The following is a 17,552-nucleotide window of genomic DNA, read 5'->3' as shown; positions in this document are numbered from 1 at the left end:
GTGGTGAAGGGACATAGCACTGCGCCGGGGTTTTCTGCTCCAGGGCTTCATGCGGCCGCTCATGGTTGTAGTGCTGCAGGAAGTTCTCGAAGCAGCCTTTTTGGTTCCTTTTGTGGCGATTGACAAAAGGGACTCGCCCGAGGGGGCGAAACAAAAAGTCTCCGCAGACTCGGAGCGGCGCGCTACACCCAAACCCAACGTCTTTTTTGGGTTCCCGCGTTCGCGGGAATGACGAGGTTAAGTGAGGTGCGAGTCCAAGGTTCGCAAGCAAGAACTAGGCGTCGTGCGCTCCTACAGGGGAACGGCGCGCCTGCCTCAACGCCGGCCGAACACCTCGTCCAGGTGCCTGTGGTAGCGCGCCACGTCCGCCTCGATGTTCGGCTCCTTCATCACGTTCACGCAGAGGAAGGTCGGCAGCGGGCTCATGCCGAGAAACTGGTTGGCCTTGTGAAAGGGGAAGTAGACCGCGTCCACGCCCTTGCCCTCGAAGAAGTCGCCGGGGTCGTCGAAGGCCTGCTGCGGGGCGTTCCAGGTGGCCGAGATCATGTAGCGCTTGCCGTGGATCAGGCCGCCGCTGCCGTACTTCTGCGAGGCGTCGGAGCGGGTGCGGCCGTCGTTGGCGTAGAGGCTGCCGTGGCCGGCGGTGAAGACTTCGTCGAGGTACTTCTTCAGGGTCCAGGGCGCGCCCATCCACCAGCCGGGCATCTGGTAGATGACCACATCGGCCCAGAGGAACTTCTGCACCTCTTCCTGGATGTCGTAGCCGCCGTCGATGAAGGTTTCCTTCACGTCGAAGCCGGCGTGGTCGAGGTGGGCCAGGGCCGCCTCGTGCAGGGTGGCGTTGTACTGGCCGTTGGAGTGGGCGAACTGCTTGCCGCCGTTGAGCAGGAGGATGTTTTTCATGGCAGGGGCTCCGAACGCTGTGGATGGCCGGCAGGATAGCCAGGGCCCGGGGCCGGAAAAACCGCTCCTGCAGTAATTGATTTGTGTCTTTTACTCACGAATCGGCGCCCGGAATTGCTCCAGGTTGTGCAATCGCCGGGTGACCTTCGCGCCAGGGGGCAGCGAAAACCCGCGGGATCGCGCATCATGTCCGCCAGTCCACCAAGGGGAGCCTTACATGCGCGTGTTGCCGTCCGTTCTGCGATGCCTCCTGCCGTCCCTGGCGCTGCTGGCCAGCGCCGGCCATGCCGTGGCGGCCGAGCCGCTGCTCGATGCCATCAACCTCTACCGCAGCCAGCCGCAGGCCTGCGCCGGCCGGGCCAGCGAGGCGCTGCCGCCGCTGGGGCAGGACTCGCGCCTGGTCCTGGCGCCGGGCGTTTCCGACTGGCAGTCGGCGCTGAAAGCCACCGGCTACCCGATGAGCAGCGCGCGCATGCTCAGCCTCAGCGGGCCGAAGGACGCCCAGGCGGCCATGGCGGCGCTGCAGGAGAGTTTCTGCCAGGTGCTGCTCGACCCGCAGTTCATCGAGGTCGGCGTCAGCCGCCAGGGCAACGACTGGCGCGTGGTGCTGGCGCGGCCGCTGCTGCAGGGCAAGCTGGGCGACTGGCAGGCCGAGGGGCAGAAGCTGCTGCAGGCGGTCAATGCCGCCCGCGGCCAGGCGCGCCAGTGCGGCGGGCAGGCCTTCGCCAGGGCCGCGCCGCTGGGCTGGAACGCCGTGCTGGGCAGCGTGGCCGAGGAGCACAGCCGCGCCATGGCCAACGGCAACTACTTCTCCCACCTGGACCGCGACGGCCGCACCCCGGGCGACCGCGCCGAGCTGGGCGGCTACAGCGCCGGTTCCGTGGGCGAGAACATCGCCGCCGGGCAGGGCACCGCGAGGGCGGTGGTGGACGCCTGGCTGGCCAGCCCCGGCCACTGCGCCAACCTGATGAGCCCGCAGTACCGCGAGCTGGGCGCGGCCTACGCGGTGGACCCGAAGAGCGACGCCGGCATCTACTGGACGGCGATGTTCGGCGCGCCCTGAGCGCGCCTCAGGCGAGGCTGCGCTGCAACTGCTCGATGGTGTCGCCGAGGCTGCCCAGGTACTGGCGGCGCACCTGCTCGACGCTGCCCTGGTCCTGCGGCCAGTGCAGCGCGACGCTGCCCAGCAGGCGCTCGCCGCTGCGCACCGGCAGGGCGATGGCGCGGATCAGGAAGGGCAGGCGCACCGAGTATTCCCAGTGGCCTTCGGTGCGTTCGCCGAAGCCGCGGTGGTGCGCGCGCTCGTGCAACTGCAGTAGTTCCTCGCCTTGCAGCGCGTGGCGTTCGGCCAGGTTGCGCACGTGCTGCTCGTCCAGCGCCGCGAGGCAGGCCTGGCCCATGGCCGAGTGGAACAGGCTGGCCTTGAGCCCGACGATCATGCGGTTGCTCGGGTAGCGCTTGCGCAGGCGCTCGGGCACCGAGCTTTCCATCACCCGCAGGTCGGCGCCGTCGAAGAACGACAGGTCGGCCACCAGCCCGGTGCGTTCGCTCAGCGCCTTGAGCAGCGGCGCGGCTTCCTCCACCAGGCGCCGGCTGCGGCGCTCGTCGGCGTCGCCGAACAGCCGCCGCGAGCTCAGCCGGTAGCGCCGGTCGCACAGGCCGCGGTACAGCCAGCCCTGCTCCTGCAGGGTGTGCAGCAGGCGCGAGACGGTGGCCTTGGGCAGGGCAGTGAGGTAGTGCAGTTCCTCCAGCCCCAGGGCGCCGTGTTCGCCGAGCAGTTCGACGATCGCCAGGGCGCGCTCCACCGAGCGCACCGTGCTGCCTTCCTCTTTCCCCTGCATCGCCGTTCCCCATGTGCCCAGTGCTGTCGGCAATGGGGAGGCAGGATGCGTGCCATGCCCGAGCGGGCCGCGCGCGTCAGCGTTCATCGAGCAGCGCCGGCGGCCGCCGGGCGACCCAGCGCGTCTGCCGTTCGTGGGCGTGGGCCAGTTGCAGCACGGCCAGGTCCGCCTGCGCCGGGCCGAGGATCTGCACGCCCATGGGCAGCCCGGCGGGGTTGAAGCCCACCGGTACGTTCATCGCCGGCAGCCCGGCGAGGGTGGCGCCGATCACCACTTCCATCCAGCGGTGGTAGGTGTCCATCGGGCGGCCGGCGATGGCATCCGGCCATGCCCGTTGTGCATCGAAAGGGAACACCTGGGCACTGGGCAGGAGCAGGTAGTCGTAACGCTCGAACAGCTTTTGCAGGGCGCGGTACCAGTCGCTGCGGTCCAGCGAGGCCTGGTAGACGTCGGCGGCGTCCAGGCCCAGGCCCGACTCCACTTCCCAGACCGCCTCCGGCTTGAGCTGCCGGCGCAGCGCCGGGTCGGCGTAGGCCGGGGCCAGGTTGCCGGCCACCAGCCACTGGCGGTGCACCAGCCAGCAGTGCCACAGGCGCGCCATGTCGTAGTCCGGGCGGCAGGGCTCGACCTCGGCGCCCAGGGCGCGGAAGTCCGCCAGGCCCGCCTCGCACAGTTGCAGCAGCCCCGGCTCGGTGGCCAGGTAACCGTCGAAGTCGCCCAGCCAGCCGATGCGCGCGCCGCGGAAGTCGCGCTCCAGCGGGCCGTCGAGGTCGCCGCCGCCGCGCAGCGACAGCGGCGCGCCCGGGGCATGGCCGGCCTGGGTGCGCAGCAGCGCCGCCACGTCGGCCACGCTGCGGCCCATGGGGCCTTCCGTGGCCAGCTGCTGGACGAACAGGTCATTGGACGGGCCGAAGGGCACGCGGCCCTGGGACGGGCGCAGGCCGTAGACGTTGTTGAAGGCGGCCGGGTTGCGCAGCGAGCCCATCATGTCGCTGCCGTCGGCCACCGGCAGCATGCGCAGGGCCAGCGCCACCGCGGCGCCGCCGCTGCTGCCGCCGGCGCTCAGGCGTGGCTCGTAGGCGTTGCCGGTGATGCCGTGCACGGTGTTGTAGGTGTGCGAGCCCAGGCCGAACTCGGGCACGTTGCTCCGCCCGACGAAGATGGCCCCTGCCCGGCGCGCGCGTTCCACCACGTAGGCGTCGTGGGCGGTGACCTGGCGGGCGAACAGCGGCGAGCCCATGCTGGTGACCAGCCCGGCGCAGGCCGCCAGGTCCTTCGGCGCCTGGGGCATGCCGTGCAGCCAGCCGCGCCAGTGGCCGCGGGCGAGCAGGCGGTCGTGCTCGTCGGCCTCGCGCAGCAGTTCCTCCGCGGGGCGCAGGGACACCAGCGCGTTGACCCGCGGGTTGTAGCGGTCGATCTGCGCCAGGTAGGCCTGCATCACCTCGCGGCAGCTGACCTGGCGGCTGCGGATGGCTTCCGACAGCGGCAGCGCGTCGAGGGCGACGATGTCCTCGTCGAGCGGGGTGGCGTGGGGCGCGGTCATCACGGTCATTCAGAGGCTCCGGGCAGTGGGGGAAAGGGTAGCGCGGGCGCGGCGGCGGGCCAGCGCCTCGGGGGCGCCCTCGCGCAGGAAGGCCAGGGCGAACAGGCCGATCAGCGAGGCCGCCAGCACGTACCAGGCCGGCGCCACCGGGGTGCCGCCGACCTGGGTCAGCCAGGCGACGATGAACGGGGCGAAGCCGCCGAACAGCATCACCGCCACGTTGTAGGCCAGGGCCAGGCCGGTGGAGCGCACGCGGGTGGGGAACTGCTCGGCCACCGCGGTGGGCGCCGGGCCGTAGCTGATGCCGATCAGGCTGCACAGCACCAGCTGCATCACCAGCAGGTTGCCGATGCTCGGCGCGCCGGCCACCCAGGCGAACAGCGGGTAGACCAGCAGGGTGAAGCCGAGCACCCCGGCGAACAGCACCGGGCGCCGGCCGTAGCGGTCGGAGAGGGCGCCGGCGACGGGGATGATCAGGGTCATCAGCGCCACCGCCAGCATCTGCACCATGAACACCTGGTCCAGCGGCAGGCCCAGCTGGGTGTGGGCGAAGGTCGGCATGTTCACCAGCACCACGTAGAAGGCCACGGTGCCGTTGATGGTCGAGCCCATGGTCACCAGCACCGCGCGGCGGTGCTCGCGCAGCACCTGGCGCAGGCCCACGGGTTTTTCCTGGCTGCTGGCGCGCACGAAGTCCTCGGTCTCCTCCATGTGCCGGCGCATCCACAGGCCCACCGGGCCGATCAGCAGGCCGAGCAGGAAGGGCACGCGCCAGCCCCAGGCGTCCAGCGCCTCGGGCGACAGGTTGTGGGTGACCAGGGCGCCCATGCCGGCGCCGGCGAATACCGCCAGGCACTGGCCGAACAGCTGCCAGGCGCCGTACAGGCCGCGGCGGTTGGCCGGCGCGGACTCCACCAGGAAGGCCGTGGCGCTGGCGTACTCGCCGCCGGTGGCGAAGCCCTGGAGCATGCGCGCGATGACGATCAGCGCCGGCGCGCCCACGCCGATGGCGGCGTAGTCGGGGGCGAAGGCGATCAGGGCGATGGCCACCGTCATCAGCGCGATGATCAGCTGCATGGCCGCCTTGCGCCCCTTGCGGTCGGCGTACATGCCCAGCAGCACGCCGCCCACCGGGCGCATGAAGAAGCCCACGCCGAAGGTGGCCAGGGCCATCAGCAGCGAGGCGTAGGCGCTCTCGGCGGGGAAGAACAGCCGGGCGATCAGGCTGGAGAGGAAGCCGTAGACGATGAAGTCGTACCACTCGAGGGCGTTGCCGATGACCGCGGCCGCCACCTGGTGGTTGCGCGACACGGCGCGGGAAGAGGTCTGCATCACGGGTGCTCCTGGCGCGCCCGGGGCGGGCGCGCGGCTGGGTGAGGGAGGTGGCAGGGGGAAGGGCGCTCAGGGGCGCAGCCAGCGCTCGGCCAGCGCCGCCCAGTAGGCGGCGCCGCGCACCAGGATGGCGTCGTTGAAGTCGTAGGCCGGGTTGTGCACCATCGCCCCGGCGCCGTTGCCGATGAACAGGTAGCTGCCGGGGCAGCGCTGGAGCATCCAGCCGAAGTCCTCGCTGCCCATCACCGTGGGCGCCTCGCGCACCTCGTCGGCGCCCACCAGCTCGAGGCCGACCTCGCGGGCGAAGGCGGTCTCCGCCGGGGTGTTGACCAGCACCGGGTAGGCCGGGCGGTGTTCGACCTGCACCGTGCAGCCGTAGCTCTGCGCCTGGCTGTGGATGATCGCCTTGACCCGCTCCAGCACCTGTTCGCGCACCCTGGCGTCGAGGGCGCGCAGGCTCAGGCGCAGCAGCGCCTGCTGGGGGATGACGTTGGCCGCCTCGCCGGCCTGCAGCGCGCCGACGGTGACCACCGCCGCCTGTTGCGGGTCGACGTTGCGCCCCACCACCGTCTGCAGCGCCATCACCACGCTGGACGCCGCCACCAGCGGGTCGACGCTCAGGTGCGGCATCGAGCCGTGGCCGCCGACGCCGTCGATGCGAACTTCCAGCAGGTCCTGCGAGGCCATCATCGGCCCGCTGCGGAAGCACAGGTGGCCGGCTTCCAGCCCCGGCATGTTGTGCATGCCGAACAGCGCGTCGCAGGGGAAGCGCTGCAGCAGGTCGTCCTCCAGCATCGCCAGGGCGCCGCCCTGGCCTTCCTCGGCGGGCTGGAAGATCAGTGTCAGGCTGCCCTGGAAGTTGCGGGTGGCGGCCAGGTAGCGCGCCGCGCCTAGCAGCATCGCGGTGTGGCCGTCATGGCCGCAGGCGTGCATGCGCCCGTGGTTGCAGCTGCTGTAGGGCAGGCCGGTGGCTTCCTCGATGGGCAGCGCGTCCATGTCCGCGCGCAGGCCCAGGCGCCGCGGCGAGTCGCCGTTGCGCAGCACGCCGACCACGCCGGTGCGGCCGACGCCGCGGTGCACCTCGTAGCCCCACTGGCCGAGCAGGTCGGCCACCAGGTCGGCGGTGCGGCGTTCTTCGAAGCCCAGTTCGGGGTGGGCGTGGATGTCCTGGCGCAGGGCCTTGAGTTCGTCGGCGCTGTCGTTCAGCCAGGCGAGGATGTGAGCGTGGCGGGGCATGTGGGACTCTCCCGGGGTAGCCGGACTGGAGTCCGGTCTTGTTGGCGGTTGCCGGCGGCGGGGCCGCCGGCTCGGATGGCTACCAGCAAAGCGCGGGCGCCGTGACGGGGCAATGCGCGTTGGTTCCACCCTGTGGAACCTCGCGTGCTCAGAAGTGGTAGTAGAGGCCGATGGCCAGGCTGGACGGGTCGTCGCCGGCCTGCTCCACGGGGATGCCGGCATAGCTCACGGCGGCCTGGCGCTGGTTGTCGATCAGCGCCACGCGGCCGTACAGCGCCAGGTTCGGGCGCAGGAAGTGGTCGTAGCCGAGCATCACCCCGGTGGCGTCCTGCTCGCCGCTGTCGAGGTTGCGCCGGGTGGCCACCAGCCGCGCCAGGTCGCGCTCGCCCACCGGCAGCATGAAGCCGAGGGTCCAGGCGGTCATGCTCGGCGTGCCGGGGTAGTCCACGTCCTGGCGCTGCCAGGTGAGGTTGGAGGAGAAGGGGCCGAAGTCGTAGAACGCCGAGGCGCTCTTGAAGGCGTTGTGCGTCTGCCGGCTGCGCCCGCCGTCGTCCCACGGGTCGCTCAGGTAGTCGTTGTAGGAGCCGAGCAGGATCAGCCGGCTGTCGCGGTACTGCAGGCTCACGCCCTTGCCGCGCACGGTCTTCCCGGTGCTGGCGGCGTCGTCGAAGCCGAAGGTCATGGCCGTGCCGACGCTGAAGCCGTGGTAGCCCGGGGTGGTGTAGGCGAGGGTGTGCTTGGGCCGCACGTCCAGGTAGTACGCACCCTTGCCGCGTGGCGGCAGGGTGAGGAAGGTGTAGGGCGAGCCGTACACGGCGAGGAAGGGGTCGGCGTAGGTCGGGGTGCTCATGTTGTAGGTCTTGCCGAATTCCAGCTTGCCGTAGTGGCGGGTGCGCAGCGCCACCAGCGCCAGGCGCAGCGCGCCGACCTGCTTCCAGTGCTGGTCCAGGGCCTGGCCGTTGAGGTTGAAGCCTTCCTCGACGTCGGCCTCCAGCACCGTGTCCTCGTCCAGCGCCTTGCGCAGGTACAGGCCCAGCTTGTTGGTCCAGGCCCCGCCGCCCTCCAGGCGCCAGCCGGAGTGGTGGCCGGAGTCGTGGTAGTCGGCGAAGGCGTCGAGGGTCCCGTAGACCCTGGCCTTGTCGTCGAAGCCCTTGTCCAGGTTGTAGTAACCGAAGCCCGAGGCGATGCGGGCGATGCCGGGGAAGCCGTCGGCCTGGGCGGCCAGGGGCGCGGCCAGCAGGGCGACGAGGGGGAACAGCGACTGCTTGCTGAGTGGGGTGTGCACGGCGCGGATTCCTGATTCTGGTTGTTGTTCGCGGGGTCCGCCTGTCCCCTTGGCGGGACTGTCGGCGCGTTTCCAGCAGAATCCGGAGAGGGCCCGGCGGGCAATGCACAGCGGTTCCATGGCGCGGAACCGTTGGCAGGCCGGGTCAAACGTTACGCTCAGGTTAACGATCATGCGCCGGGCTTGATTGATGCCCCCGCCGCCGGGTCCCTAAGGTGCGTCCACGACAGCAGCGTTCGTGGAGGTACCGATGACCCAGACATCCCCCCCGCCCCAGTGGTCGCGACGCCGCGCCGAGAAGGCGCGCCGCCTCGAACGGGTGCGCCACCTGGCCGACGGCGCGGTGCTGCCGCGCGAGCACCTGGTGCGGGCCCTGGAGGCGCTGATCGCCCCGGGCGACCGCGTGGTGCTGGAGGGCAACAACCAGAAGCAGGCCGACTTCCTCTCGCGCAGCCTGGCCCGGGTGGACCCGGGCAAGGTCCACGACCTGCACATGATCATGCCCAGCGTCGGCCGCCCCGAGCACCTGGACCTGTTCGAGCTGGGCATCGCGCGCAAGCTCGACTTCTCCTTCTCCGGCCCGCAGAGCCTGCGCATCGGCCAGTTGCTGGAGGACGGGCTGCTGGAGATCGGCGCCATCCACACCTACATCGAGCTGTACTCGCGCCTGGTGGTGGACCTGATCCCCAACGTCGCCCTGGTGGCCGGCTTCGTCGCCGACCGCGAGGGCAACCTCTACACCGGCCCCAGCACCGAGGACACCCCGGCGCTGGTGGAGCCCACCGCCTTCAGCGACGGCATCGTCATCGCCCAGGTCAACCGCATCGTCGACGACCCGCGCGACCTGCCGCGGGTGGACATCCCGGCGAGCTGGATCGACTTCGTGGTCGAGGCCGACCGGCCGTTCTACATCGAGCCGCTGTTCACCCGCGACCCGCGCCACATCAAGCCGGTGCACGTGCTGATGGCGATGATGGCGATCCGCGGCATCTACCAGCGGCACAACGTGCAGTCGCTGAACCACGGCATCGGCTTCAACACCGCGGCCATCGAGCTGATCCTGCCCACCTACGGCGAGTCCCTCGGCCTGAAGGGCAGGATCTGCCGGCACTGGACGCTCAACCCGCACCCGACGCTGATCCCGGCCATCGAGAGCGGCTGGGTGGAAAGCGTGCACTGCTTCGGCACCGAGCTGGGCATGGAGCGCTACATCGCCCAGCGCCCGGACGTGTTCTTCACCGGCCGCGACGGCTCGCTGCGCTCCAACCGCATGTTCTGCCAACTGGCCGGGCAGTACGCGGTGGACCTGTTCATCGGCGCCACCCTGCAGGTGGACGGCGACGGCCATTCCTCCACCGTCACCCGCGGCCGCCTGGCCGGCTTCGGCGGCGCCCCGAACATGGGCCACGACCCGCGCGGGCGCCGGCATTCCACCCCGGCCTGGCTGGACATGCGGCCGGAGCCCGAGGCCCTGCTGGAACGCGGCAAGAAGCTGGTGGTGCAGATGGTCGAGACCTTCCAGGACGGCGGCAAACCGACCTTCGTCGAGCAGCTCGACGCGGTGGAGGTGGCGCGCAAGGCCAACATGCCGCTGGCGCCGGTGATGATCTACGGCGACGACGTCACCCACGTGCTCACCGAGGAAGGCATCGCCTACCTGTACAAGGCGCGCTCGCTGGAGGAGCGCCGGGCGATGATCGCCGCGGTGGCCGGCATCAGCCCCATCGGCCTGCGCCATGACCCGAAGGATACCCAGCGCATGCGCCGCGAAGGGCTGATCGCGCTGCCCGAGGACCTGGGCATCCGCCGCGCCGACGCCAGCCGCGAACTGCTCGCGGCCAAGAGCATCGGCGAACTGGTCGACTGGTCCGGTGGCCTGTACGAGCCGCCGGCGCGCTTCAGGAGCTGGTGATGGCCCAGGCATACGAACTCGAACCCCGCGTCGGCCTGGGCGAATGCCTGGCCGACCTGGCGGTGGACGCGCTGATCGACGAGGCCGAGCTGTCGCCCAAGCCGGCGCTGGTGGACCGCCGCGGCAGCGGTGCGCACGGCGACCTGCACCTGGGCCTGATGCAGGCCTCGGCGCTGAGCCTGTGGCCGTGCTTCCAGGCCATGGCCGAAGCGGCGCGGGCCCATGGCGAAGTCGGCCTGCCGCTGCGCGAAAGCCTGGGCCGCCTGGGCCGCGAAGGCGAGGCGGAGATGCTGCGCACCACGGCCGGGGTGAACACCCACCGCGGCGCCATCTGGGCCCTGGGCCTGCTGAGCGCCGCCGCCGCCCTCGACACTTCGCAGCCGCAGGCCGAGGCGGTGGCCGCCCGCGCCGGGCGCATCGCCCTGCTGGCCGACCGCATGCAACCGCAGTTGAACAGCCACGGCGACAGGGTGCGCCGGCGCTACGGCATTGGTGGCGCCCGTGAGGAAGCGCAACTGGGCTTCCCCCGCGTGGTGCTGCACGGCCTGCCGCAACTGCGGCGCAGCCGCGCGGCCGGCGCCGGCGAGCAGAACGCCCGGCTCGACGCGCTGCTGGCGATCATGGCGGTGCTGGACGACACCTGCGTGCTGCACCGCGCCGGCCAGCCCGGCCTGCAGGCCATGCAGGGTGGCGCGCGGGCGGTGCTCGACGCCGGCGGCAGCGCCAGCCTGGCCGGGCGCCGCGCGCTGCGCGAGCTGGACCGCGCGCTGCTGGCGCTCAACGCATCCCCTGGCGGCGCCGCCGACCTGCTGGCCGCCTGTCTCTTTCTGGATCGCCTGCCCGCCGCGCTCGGCGGGTGGGCCGGGAGCCTCTGACCATGGAAACCCTGTCCTTCGAATACCCCGCCACTTCGTCGGTGCGCGGCCGCGCCCTGGTGGGCTGCGTCGGTTCCGGCGACCTGGAGGTGTTGCTGCAACCGGCGCCGAACGCCACCCTGAGCATCGAGGTGGTGACCTCGGTGAACGGCAGCGCGCCGCGCTGGCAGCAGCTCTTCGAGCGGCTGTTCGCCGCCGTGCCGGCGCCGGCCGCGCAACTCTGCATCCACGACTTCGGCGCCACCCCCGGGGTGGTGCGCCTGCGCCTGGAACAGGCGCTGGAGGAAGCTGGCCATGAATAACGTCGCCCAGCTTCTGGCCCTGCGCAGCTTCACCGAACTTTCCGCCCGCCAGCGCGCCCGCGAGCTGCTGGACGCCGGCAGCTTCCGCGAACTCATCGACCCCTTCGCCCGGGTGCAGTCACCCTGGCTGGAAGGGCAGGGCATAGTGCCCCAGGCCGACGACGGCGTGGTCATCGCCCGCGGCACCCTGGACGGCCAGCCGGCCGTGGTCGCCGCCATCGAAGGTGCCTTCCAGGGCGGCAGCATGGGCGAGGTCGGCGGGGCGAAGATCGCCGGCGCCCTGGAACTGGCCGCCGAGGACAACCGCAAGGGCATCCCCACCCGCGCCCTGCTGTTGCTGGAAACCGGCGGCGTGCGCCTGCAGGAGGCCAACCTGGGGCTGGCGGCCATTGCCGAGATCCAGGCGGCCATCGTCGACCTGCAGCGCTACCAGCCGGTGGTGGCGCTGGTCGCAGGCCCGGTCGGCTGCTTCGGCGGCATGTCCATCGCCGCCGGGCTGTGCAGCTACGTGCTGGTCACCCGCGAAGCGCGCCTGGGGCTGAACGGCCCGCAGGTGATCGAGCAGGAAGCCGGCATCGAGGAATACGACTCCCGCGACCGGCCGTTCATCTGGAGCCTCAGCGGCGGCGAACAACGCGCCGCCACCGGCCTGGCCGACGCCTGCCTGGCCGACGACGTGGCGACCCTGCATGGCGCGGTGCGCGAGTACTTCGCCAAGGGCCTGCCGGCACGGCCGCGCAGCCGCCGGGTGGCGGACTTCCTGGCGCGCCTGGCAAGCCTCGACACCCGCGAACAGATCGACGCCGCCGGCGTGCGCTGCCTGTACCAGGGCCTGAACCAAGGAGACGCGCAATGAGCCAAGCAACAGTTTCCCGCGGCCTGGCCTGGTTCCAGGCCCTGGCCGGCGAACAGCCCGCGCGCCCGCAGGACGGCGCCTCGCTGCGGGTGGCCGACGCCGAGCTGGGTGGCCAGCCGCTGCGCTACCTGGCGGTGGTGCCGGATGCGAACGATGCCTTCCCCCGCGCCCGCAACGGCGAGGTCGGCCTGCTGGAAGGCTGGCGCCTGGCGGCGGCGGTGGAGGAGGCCATCGAGGCCGACCGCGATGCGCCGCTCAAGCGCGCGCTGGTGGCGATAGTCGACGTGCCCAGCCAGGCCTATGGCCGCCGCGAGGAAGCCCTGGGCATCCACCAGGCCCTGGCGGCGGCGGTGGACGCCTATGCCCGCGCGCGCCTCGCCGGCCACCCGGTGCTCGGCCTGCTGGTGGGCAAGGCCATGTCCGGCGCCTTCCTCGCCCACGGCTACCAGGCCAACCGCCTGATCGCCCTGCGCGATGCCGGGGTGATGGTCCACGCCATGGGCAAGGCCGCCGCCGCGCGCATCACCCTGCGCAGCGTCGAGGAGCTGGAGCGCCTGGCCGCCACGGTGCCGCCGATGGCCTACGACATCGACAGCTACGCCTCCCTGGGCCTGCTGTGGGACAGCCTGGAAGTGCCGTCCATTGATGCGCCCGGCGAAGCGGACGTGGCCCAGGTGCAGGCCAGCCTGCGCCGCGCCCTGGACGATATCGCCGATGCCCCCCGCGACCTGCGCTCGCGCCTGGGCGCGGCCAACCGCGCGGCCTCCAGCCGCGTGCGCGAACTGCTGCGCGAGCAGTGGTGAGAACCCGGGAGCGGGCCATGGCCATCGTCGAAAGCTCACAGCGGGGCCCACGCCGGGACGGGCCCGCTCCCGACCTTTTCCGCGCCCATGACCTGCTCTGGGGCATGGGTGTCGAGCATTTGCCGGAAGATGCGCCGGCCTGGGTGGGCAAGGTGCTGACAGCCGGTTGGCCGGTTGTCGTGCGCCGCGCGCCGGCACGGAATGGCTGGGTGGCCGTCGGCCTGCGCGGGCACGGCCGCGAGCAGCGCTGGGCCGGCTGGCTGCCGCTGGAAGCGGTGATGCGTTGCGCCACGCCCGAGGCGCTGCGCCAGGCCGAGCCGCAACGCCAACTGCCCGCCTGGCAGGCCCTGCGCCAGATCGGCGCAGTGCTGGACGCCACCGGCCTGGCCTGGGGCGTCACCGGCGGCGCCGGCTTCGAGCTGGCCAGCGGCGTGCCGGTGCTGCACGGTGCCAGCGACCTCGACCTGCTGCTGCGCACCCCGCAGCCGTTTTCCCGCGACGCGGCCCGCGCGTTGCTCGCCGAACTGAACCAAGCCGCCTGCCGCATCGACCTGCAACTGCAGACCCCCACCGGTGGCCTGGCCCTGGCCGAATGGGCCGGGGAGGGCGCCCGGGTGATGGTCAAGGGCGACCACGCGCCGGTCCTGCTGGCCGATCCCTGGGCGCGCGCCGAGGTGGCCCCATGAGCAGCTTCTTCGCCTTCCCCGGCCAGGGCGCGCAGTACCCCGGCATGCTCTCGGCGCTGCCCGGCGGGCCGGAAGTGCGTGCCTGCCTGGAAGAGGCGGCGGACGTGCTCGGCCAGTCCATGGCCAGCCTGGAAAGCGCCGAGGCCCTGGCCTCGACCCGCGCCGTGCAGTTGTGCCTGCTGATCGCCGGCGTCGCCGCGGCACGCCTGCTCGCCGCCCGCGGGCACCGGCCAGCGCTGGTGGCGGGACTGTCCATCGGCGCCTATCCGGCCGCCGTGGTCGCCGGTGCCCTGGACTACGCCGACGCCCTGCGCCTGGTCGCCCTGCGCGGCGAACTGATGCAACGGGCCTGGCCCAGCGGCTACGGCATGAGCGCCATCCTCGGCCTGGAGCAGCCACAGCTGGAGCCGCTGCTGGCCCAGGTGCACAGCGCCGAACGCCCGGTCTACCTGGCCAACGTCAACGCCGAACGGCAACTGGTGGTGGCTGGCAGCGACGAGGCCCTGCAAGCCATCGCCGAACTGGTCCGGGCCCATGGCGCCAGCGCGGCGAAGCGCCTGGCGGTCAGCGTGCCCTCGCACTGCGAACTGCTGGCCGAACCCGCCGCGCGCCTGGCCGAGGCCTTCGCCGGCGTGCGCCTGGACCGCCCGCGGCTGCGCTACCTGAGCGGCAGCACGGCGCGCCTGGTCATGGACCCGGCGGCGCTGGCCGTGGACCTGGCCGGCAACATGGCGCGCCGCGTGGAGTGGCGCGCCACCCTGCGCAGCGCCTACGAGCGCGGCGCCCGCCTGCACCTGGAGCTGCCGCCCGGGCGCATACTCACCGGCCTGGCCAGGCCCTGCTTCGGCGCCGCCGCCATCGCCTTCGACGGCGCCCGCGCGGACACCCTGGACGCGCTGCTGCGCGAGGAGGAACGCCGCGACCCCTGAACCGGTCCCATTACCCCCAACCCCAACGACCAACCGAGGACAACAACAATGATCATCTACGGTGTCGCTTTACTGTCTGCATGCACGCTCGCGGGCGTGATCCTGGGCGATTTGCTGGGCGTGCTGCTCGGCGTGCAATCCAACGTCGGCGGCGTCGGCATCGCCATGCTGCTGCTGATCTTCGCCCGCCTGGCGATGCACAAGCGCGGCGGGTTGAGCAAGGAGTGCGAGTTCGGCGTGGGCTTCTGGGGCGCCATGTACATTCCCGTGGTAGTCGCCATGGCCGCCCAGCAGAACGTGGTCACCGCCCTGCACGGCGGCCCGGTGGCGCTGCTGGCGGCCATAGGCTCGGTGCTGGTGTGTGGCGCGACCATCGCGCTGATCAGCCGCACCCACCGCGGCGAGCCGCTGCCGCGCGAGGACCGCGCCGAAGACCTGGGCGCCGCCCCGGCGGGAGGGCGCTGAGATGTGGCAGATCGTCGAGAACGCGCTCATCCATAACGGCCTGGTCACCGCCTTCGCGGTGGTGGGCGTGATCATGTGGGTGTCGGTGCTGATTTCCCGCCACCTGACCTTCGGCCGCGTCCACGGCTCGGCCATCGCCATCCTCATCGGCCTGGTGCTGGCCTGGGTCGGCGGCACCCTCAGCGGCGGGCAGAAGGGCCTGGCCGACCTCTCGCTGTTCTCCGGCATCGGCCTGATGGGCGGGGCCATGCTGCGTGATTTCGCCATCGTCGCCACGGCCTTCGAGGTGCAGGCCACCGAGGCGCGCAAGGCCGGGCTGATCGGCGCGGTGTCGCTGCTGCTGGGCACCATCCTGCCGTTCATCGTCGGGGTGATCGTGGCCTGGTCGTTCGGCTACCGCGACGCGGTGAGCATGACCACCATAGGCGCGGGGGCTGTCACCTACATCGTCGGCCCGGTCACCGGCGCGGCGCTGGGCGCCAGCTCCGACGTGATGGCGCTGTCCATCGCCACCGGGCTGATCAAGGCGATCCTGGTGATGGTCTTCACCCCGGTCTCGGCGCGCCTGCTGGGCCTGGACAACCCGCGCTCGGCGATGGTCTTCGGCGGCCTGGCCGGCACCGTCAGCGGCGTCACCGCCGGGCTCGCCGCCACCGACCGGCGCCTGGTGCCCTACGGCGCGCTGACCGCCACCTTCCACACCGGCCTGGGCTGCCTGCTCGGCCCGTCGCTGCTGTACTTCTGCGTGCGCGGCCTGGTGGGCTGAGGCAGGGGCCGGCTGCAAGCGGGCGGGGCGCCTCAGGCCCCCGCCCGCGCCGCTTCCTGCTCGTGGCGCATGCCGTACATGCGGCATTCGGCGAGCAGCGCCAGCAGGTTCGGGTCGCGCTCCTTGGCGCGCAGGAAGACCACGCCGATGCGCTGCTGCAGGCGGTAGCGCGCCTGCAGCGGTATCAGCTTCACGCGGTTCTCGTACACCGCCTCGATGCGCTTGGGCAGCAGCGCGTAGCCGACCCCGGAACTGACCATGCTGAGCAGGGTGAAGATGTCGTTCACCTGCATGGCGATGTGCGGCTCGAAGCCGGCCTGGCGGAACACCCGCACGCCGTCCTGGTGGGTGGCGAAGCCCTGGGCCAGGGTGACGAAGGGCGCCTCCTTCAGGCTCGCCAGGTCGATCTCGGCCAGCTCGGCGTAGGGCGAATCCACCGGCACGGCGAGGAAGATGTCGTCGGAGAACAGCGGCAGCTGCTCGCAGTCCGGGTCGGCCACGCTTTCGTTGAGCGACACCAGGATGGCGTCCAGCTCCATGTTCTTCAACTGGTAGAACAGGTCGACGTTGGAGCCGAGGATGAGGTCGATGTTCAGCTCGCTGCGCCGCAGCTTCAGGCCCATGATCAGCTGCGGCACGGTCTTCACCGTCAGCGAGTAGAGCGCGCCGAGCTTGAAGCGCTCGGCGGAGAAGCCGGCGGCCTCGCGGGTCAGGCGCACCGTCTCGTTGACGTCCTGCACCAGCTTCTGCGCGCGCTCCTCCAGCACGAAGGCGCTCTCCAGCGGCGTGAGGGTGCGCCCCTCGTGCTTGAACAGCGGGCAGCGCAGGGCGCTTTCCAGCGAGTGGATGGCGCGGTGCACGCTGACGTTGCTGGTGCCCAGCTCGGCGGCGGCGCGGGCCAGGTTGCCGGTGCGCATGAAGGCCAGGAACACCTCCAGCTTCTTCAGCGTCAGCTCTTCGTCGATGCGCGGTATGGGCGCGCTGGCCGTGTCAGCGCGGGCCATGGGCGCCTCGGGCGGGGTGAGGAAGGGGCATGCGGGTTCTCGCTCGGTCGGTGGCCCGGCCAAGGTAGCGGAGCCGGGCGCGGGCTTCCAGCCGCTATCGGGGCAATGTAGCGGACAGCGCTGTCTCGCTGGGCGGGACGCCGTTGCCGGGCTGCAGGCCGCCAATCGGCTGGCCTGCAGGGGGGGGGGGCCGAGCAGGGGCAGGCCGGCTTGCGGGGCCCCGAATTACCCTGATTCGAATAGGGATATTGAGGAAAATATCTCGCCTATGGGCTGGATTATTACGGGATATGAAAAATAATATTGCCAGCCCCGTGGCTGGCCACAGGCCTTCGCGGGCAGTAACGTGCGCGTTGCCTTTACCGGGGCGTTTTTTTCGTCCGCCAAAGATAGCGCTGTCTCAAGGCTGCGCGGCAAAGGGCAACGGCCGTGCCAGAGCGGTGCGCCGGCCCCTGTTCTACAGTTTTCGTTTGGCCATGCGGCCCGCCCCCTTGGGGAAGCGGGTCGGGTGGCGCTTTTCCGCTTCAAGGCTGCCAGGAGGAATAGCCACCATGATCACCGCTCGCAATCTCGCCCCGGGGCTGGGGCTGCTCGCCCTGCTGGCCAGTGGCGCGCAGGGCGACGAGGCCTTTTCCGCCGATTCGAAATGGGGCCTGGGGGACTGGGGCGGCACCCGCAGCGAACTGCTGGAGAAGGGCTACGACTTCAAGCTGGACTATGTCGGCGAGGCCGCGGGCAACCTGCACGGCGGCTACGACGACGACAAGACCGCGCGCTACACCGACCAGTGGGCGCTGGGCACCCACCTGGACCT

Annotated in this window: 18 protein-coding genes and 1 pseudogene; 11 read left to right on the top strand and 8 right to left on the bottom strand. The window is 71.4% G+C overall.

The features are described from left to right. Nucleotides 1–154: integrase core domain-containing protein (locus tag CHC02_RS29475; RefSeq protein ID WP_425320255.1), on the bottom strand; the 154-nt coding region annotated here is incomplete at its 3' end. Nucleotides 155–315: 161 nt separating this feature from the next. Beyond that, nucleotides 316–903: an NADPH:quinone oxidoreductase MdaB gene (gene mdaB / locus CHC02_RS29470; RefSeq protein ID WP_089394904.1), complete on the bottom strand. Its 588-nt coding sequence runs from the start codon at nt 901–903 to the stop codon at nt 316–318. A 217-nt stretch (nt 904–1,120) separates the two neighbouring features. On the opposite strand from mdaB, the gene CHC02_RS29465 reads away from it, so the two are divergent. Next, nucleotides 1,121–1,966: a CAP domain-containing protein gene (locus tag CHC02_RS29465; RefSeq protein WP_089394903.1), complete on the top strand. Its 846-nt coding sequence runs from the start codon at nt 1,121–1,123 to the stop codon at nt 1,964–1,966. A gap of 7 nt (nt 1,967–1,973) precedes the next feature. Here the strand turns inward: CHC02_RS29465 and CHC02_RS29460 are convergent, their stop codons facing one another. The 5 genes from CHC02_RS29460 to CHC02_RS29440 all read right to left on the bottom strand — a co-directional run bounded on the left by CHC02_RS29460 (nt 1,974) and on the right by CHC02_RS29440 (nt 8,140). Next, nucleotides 1,974–2,744 (bottom strand): IclR family transcriptional regulator, encoded by a 771-nt coding sequence (locus CHC02_RS29460; RefSeq protein WP_089394902.1) that lies wholly within the window; start codon nt 2,742–2,744, stop codon nt 1,974–1,976. 76 nt (nt 2,745–2,820) lie between these two features. Further along, entirely contained in the window at nt 2,821–4,287 is a 1,467-nt protein-coding gene (locus CHC02_RS29455; RefSeq protein ID WP_089394905.1) for an amidase, read from the bottom strand. 9 nt (nt 4,288–4,296) lie between these two features. After that, the gene (locus CHC02_RS29450; protein ID WP_089394901.1) at nt 4,297–5,619 is read right to left on the bottom strand and encodes a citrate-proton symporter; all 1,323 of its coding nucleotides are present in this window, start codon (nt 5,617–5,619) and stop codon (nt 4,297–4,299) included. Between the two features lie 69 nt (nt 5,620–5,688). Next, nucleotides 5,689–6,855 carry a M20 aminoacylase family protein gene (locus tag CHC02_RS29445; RefSeq protein ID WP_089394900.1) on the bottom strand — a complete coding sequence of 389 codons (1,167 nt, stop codon included), beginning with the start codon at nt 6,853–6,855 and terminating at the stop codon, nt 5,689–5,691. Nucleotides 6,856–7,003: 148 nt separating this feature from the next. Continuing rightward, nucleotides 7,004–8,140, bottom strand: a complete 1,137-nt coding sequence (locus tag CHC02_RS29440; protein WP_425262417.1) for a porin — start codon at nt 8,138–8,140, stop codon at nt 7,004–7,006. A gap of 250 nt (nt 8,141–8,390) precedes the next feature. On the opposite strand from CHC02_RS29440, the gene mdcA reads away from it, so the two are divergent. From mdcA to madM, 9 genes are read left to right on the top strand one after another with little or no spacing between them, the layout of a single operon-like run. Beyond that, nucleotides 8,391–10,052, top strand: a complete 1,662-nt coding sequence (gene mdcA, locus CHC02_RS29435; protein ID WP_089394898.1) for a malonate decarboxylase subunit alpha — start codon at nt 8,391–8,393, stop codon at nt 10,050–10,052. Further along, on the top strand, nt 10,052–10,927 hold the full coding sequence (locus tag CHC02_RS29430) for a triphosphoribosyl-dephospho-CoA synthase (protein WP_089394897.1): 876 nt from the start codon (nt 10,052–10,054) through the stop codon (nt 10,925–10,927). Before mdcA ends, CHC02_RS29430 begins: the two co-directional genes overlap by 1 nt. Before the next feature lie 2 nt (nt 10,928–10,929). Next, entirely contained in the window at nt 10,930–11,229 is a 300-nt protein-coding gene (locus tag CHC02_RS29425) for a malonate decarboxylase subunit delta (protein WP_089394896.1), read from the top strand. After that, nucleotides 11,222–12,085: a biotin-independent malonate decarboxylase subunit beta gene (locus CHC02_RS29420; RefSeq protein ID WP_089394895.1), complete on the top strand. Its 864-nt coding sequence runs from the start codon at nt 11,222–11,224 to the stop codon at nt 12,083–12,085. Before CHC02_RS29425 ends, CHC02_RS29420 begins: the two co-directional genes overlap by 8 nt. Continuing rightward, nucleotides 12,082–12,888 carry a biotin-independent malonate decarboxylase subunit gamma gene (gene mdcE, locus CHC02_RS29415; protein WP_089394894.1) on the top strand — a complete coding sequence of 269 codons (807 nt, stop codon included), beginning with the start codon at nt 12,082–12,084 and terminating at the stop codon, nt 12,886–12,888. The genes CHC02_RS29420 and mdcE overlap by 4 nt, the downstream gene beginning before the upstream one ends. A 17-nt stretch (nt 12,889–12,905) precedes the next feature. Then, nucleotides 12,906–13,574 carry a malonate decarboxylase holo-ACP synthase gene (locus tag CHC02_RS29410; RefSeq protein WP_089394893.1) on the top strand — a complete coding sequence of 223 codons (669 nt, stop codon included), beginning with the start codon at nt 12,906–12,908 and terminating at the stop codon, nt 13,572–13,574. Continuing rightward, on the top strand, nt 13,571–14,503 hold the full coding sequence (gene mdcH, locus CHC02_RS29405; RefSeq protein WP_089394892.1) for a malonate decarboxylase subunit epsilon: 933 nt from the start codon (nt 13,571–13,573) through the stop codon (nt 14,501–14,503). Before CHC02_RS29410 ends, mdcH begins: the two co-directional genes overlap by 4 nt. Nucleotides 14,504–14,551: 48 nt before the next feature. After that, nucleotides 14,552–14,968 carry a malonate transporter subunit MadL gene (madL, locus tag CHC02_RS29400; protein WP_089394891.1) on the top strand — a complete coding sequence of 139 codons (417 nt, stop codon included), beginning with the start codon at nt 14,552–14,554 and terminating at the stop codon, nt 14,966–14,968. Nucleotide 14,969: 1 nt separating this feature from the next. Beyond that, nucleotides 14,970–15,734, top strand: coding sequence for a malonate transporter subunit MadM (gene madM, locus CHC02_RS29395; protein WP_043314735.1), 765 nt, complete (start codon nt 14,970–14,972; stop codon nt 15,732–15,734). 32 nt (nt 15,735–15,766) lie between these two features. On the opposite strand, the gene CHC02_RS29390 is transcribed toward madM, so the two are convergent. Further along, complete coding sequence (locus tag CHC02_RS29390; protein ID WP_089394890.1) at nt 15,767–16,738, bottom strand: LysR family transcriptional regulator; 972 nt, start codon at nt 16,736–16,738, stop codon at nt 15,767–15,769. 551 nt (nt 16,739–17,289) lie between these two features. Between CHC02_RS29390 and CHC02_RS29385 the strand changes: the two are divergent. Further along, nucleotides 17,290–17,552 (top strand): annotated as a pseudogene (locus tag CHC02_RS29385) (porin); the annotation flags it as partial.

This window comes from Pseudomonas delhiensis (assembly GCF_900187975.1).
Taxonomy (GTDB): domain Bacteria; phylum Pseudomonadota; class Gammaproteobacteria; order Pseudomonadales; family Pseudomonadaceae; genus Pseudomonas; species Pseudomonas delhiensis.
Note: the sequence above shows the minus strand (reverse complement) of the source record. Positions and strands in the feature narration are given on the sequence as shown.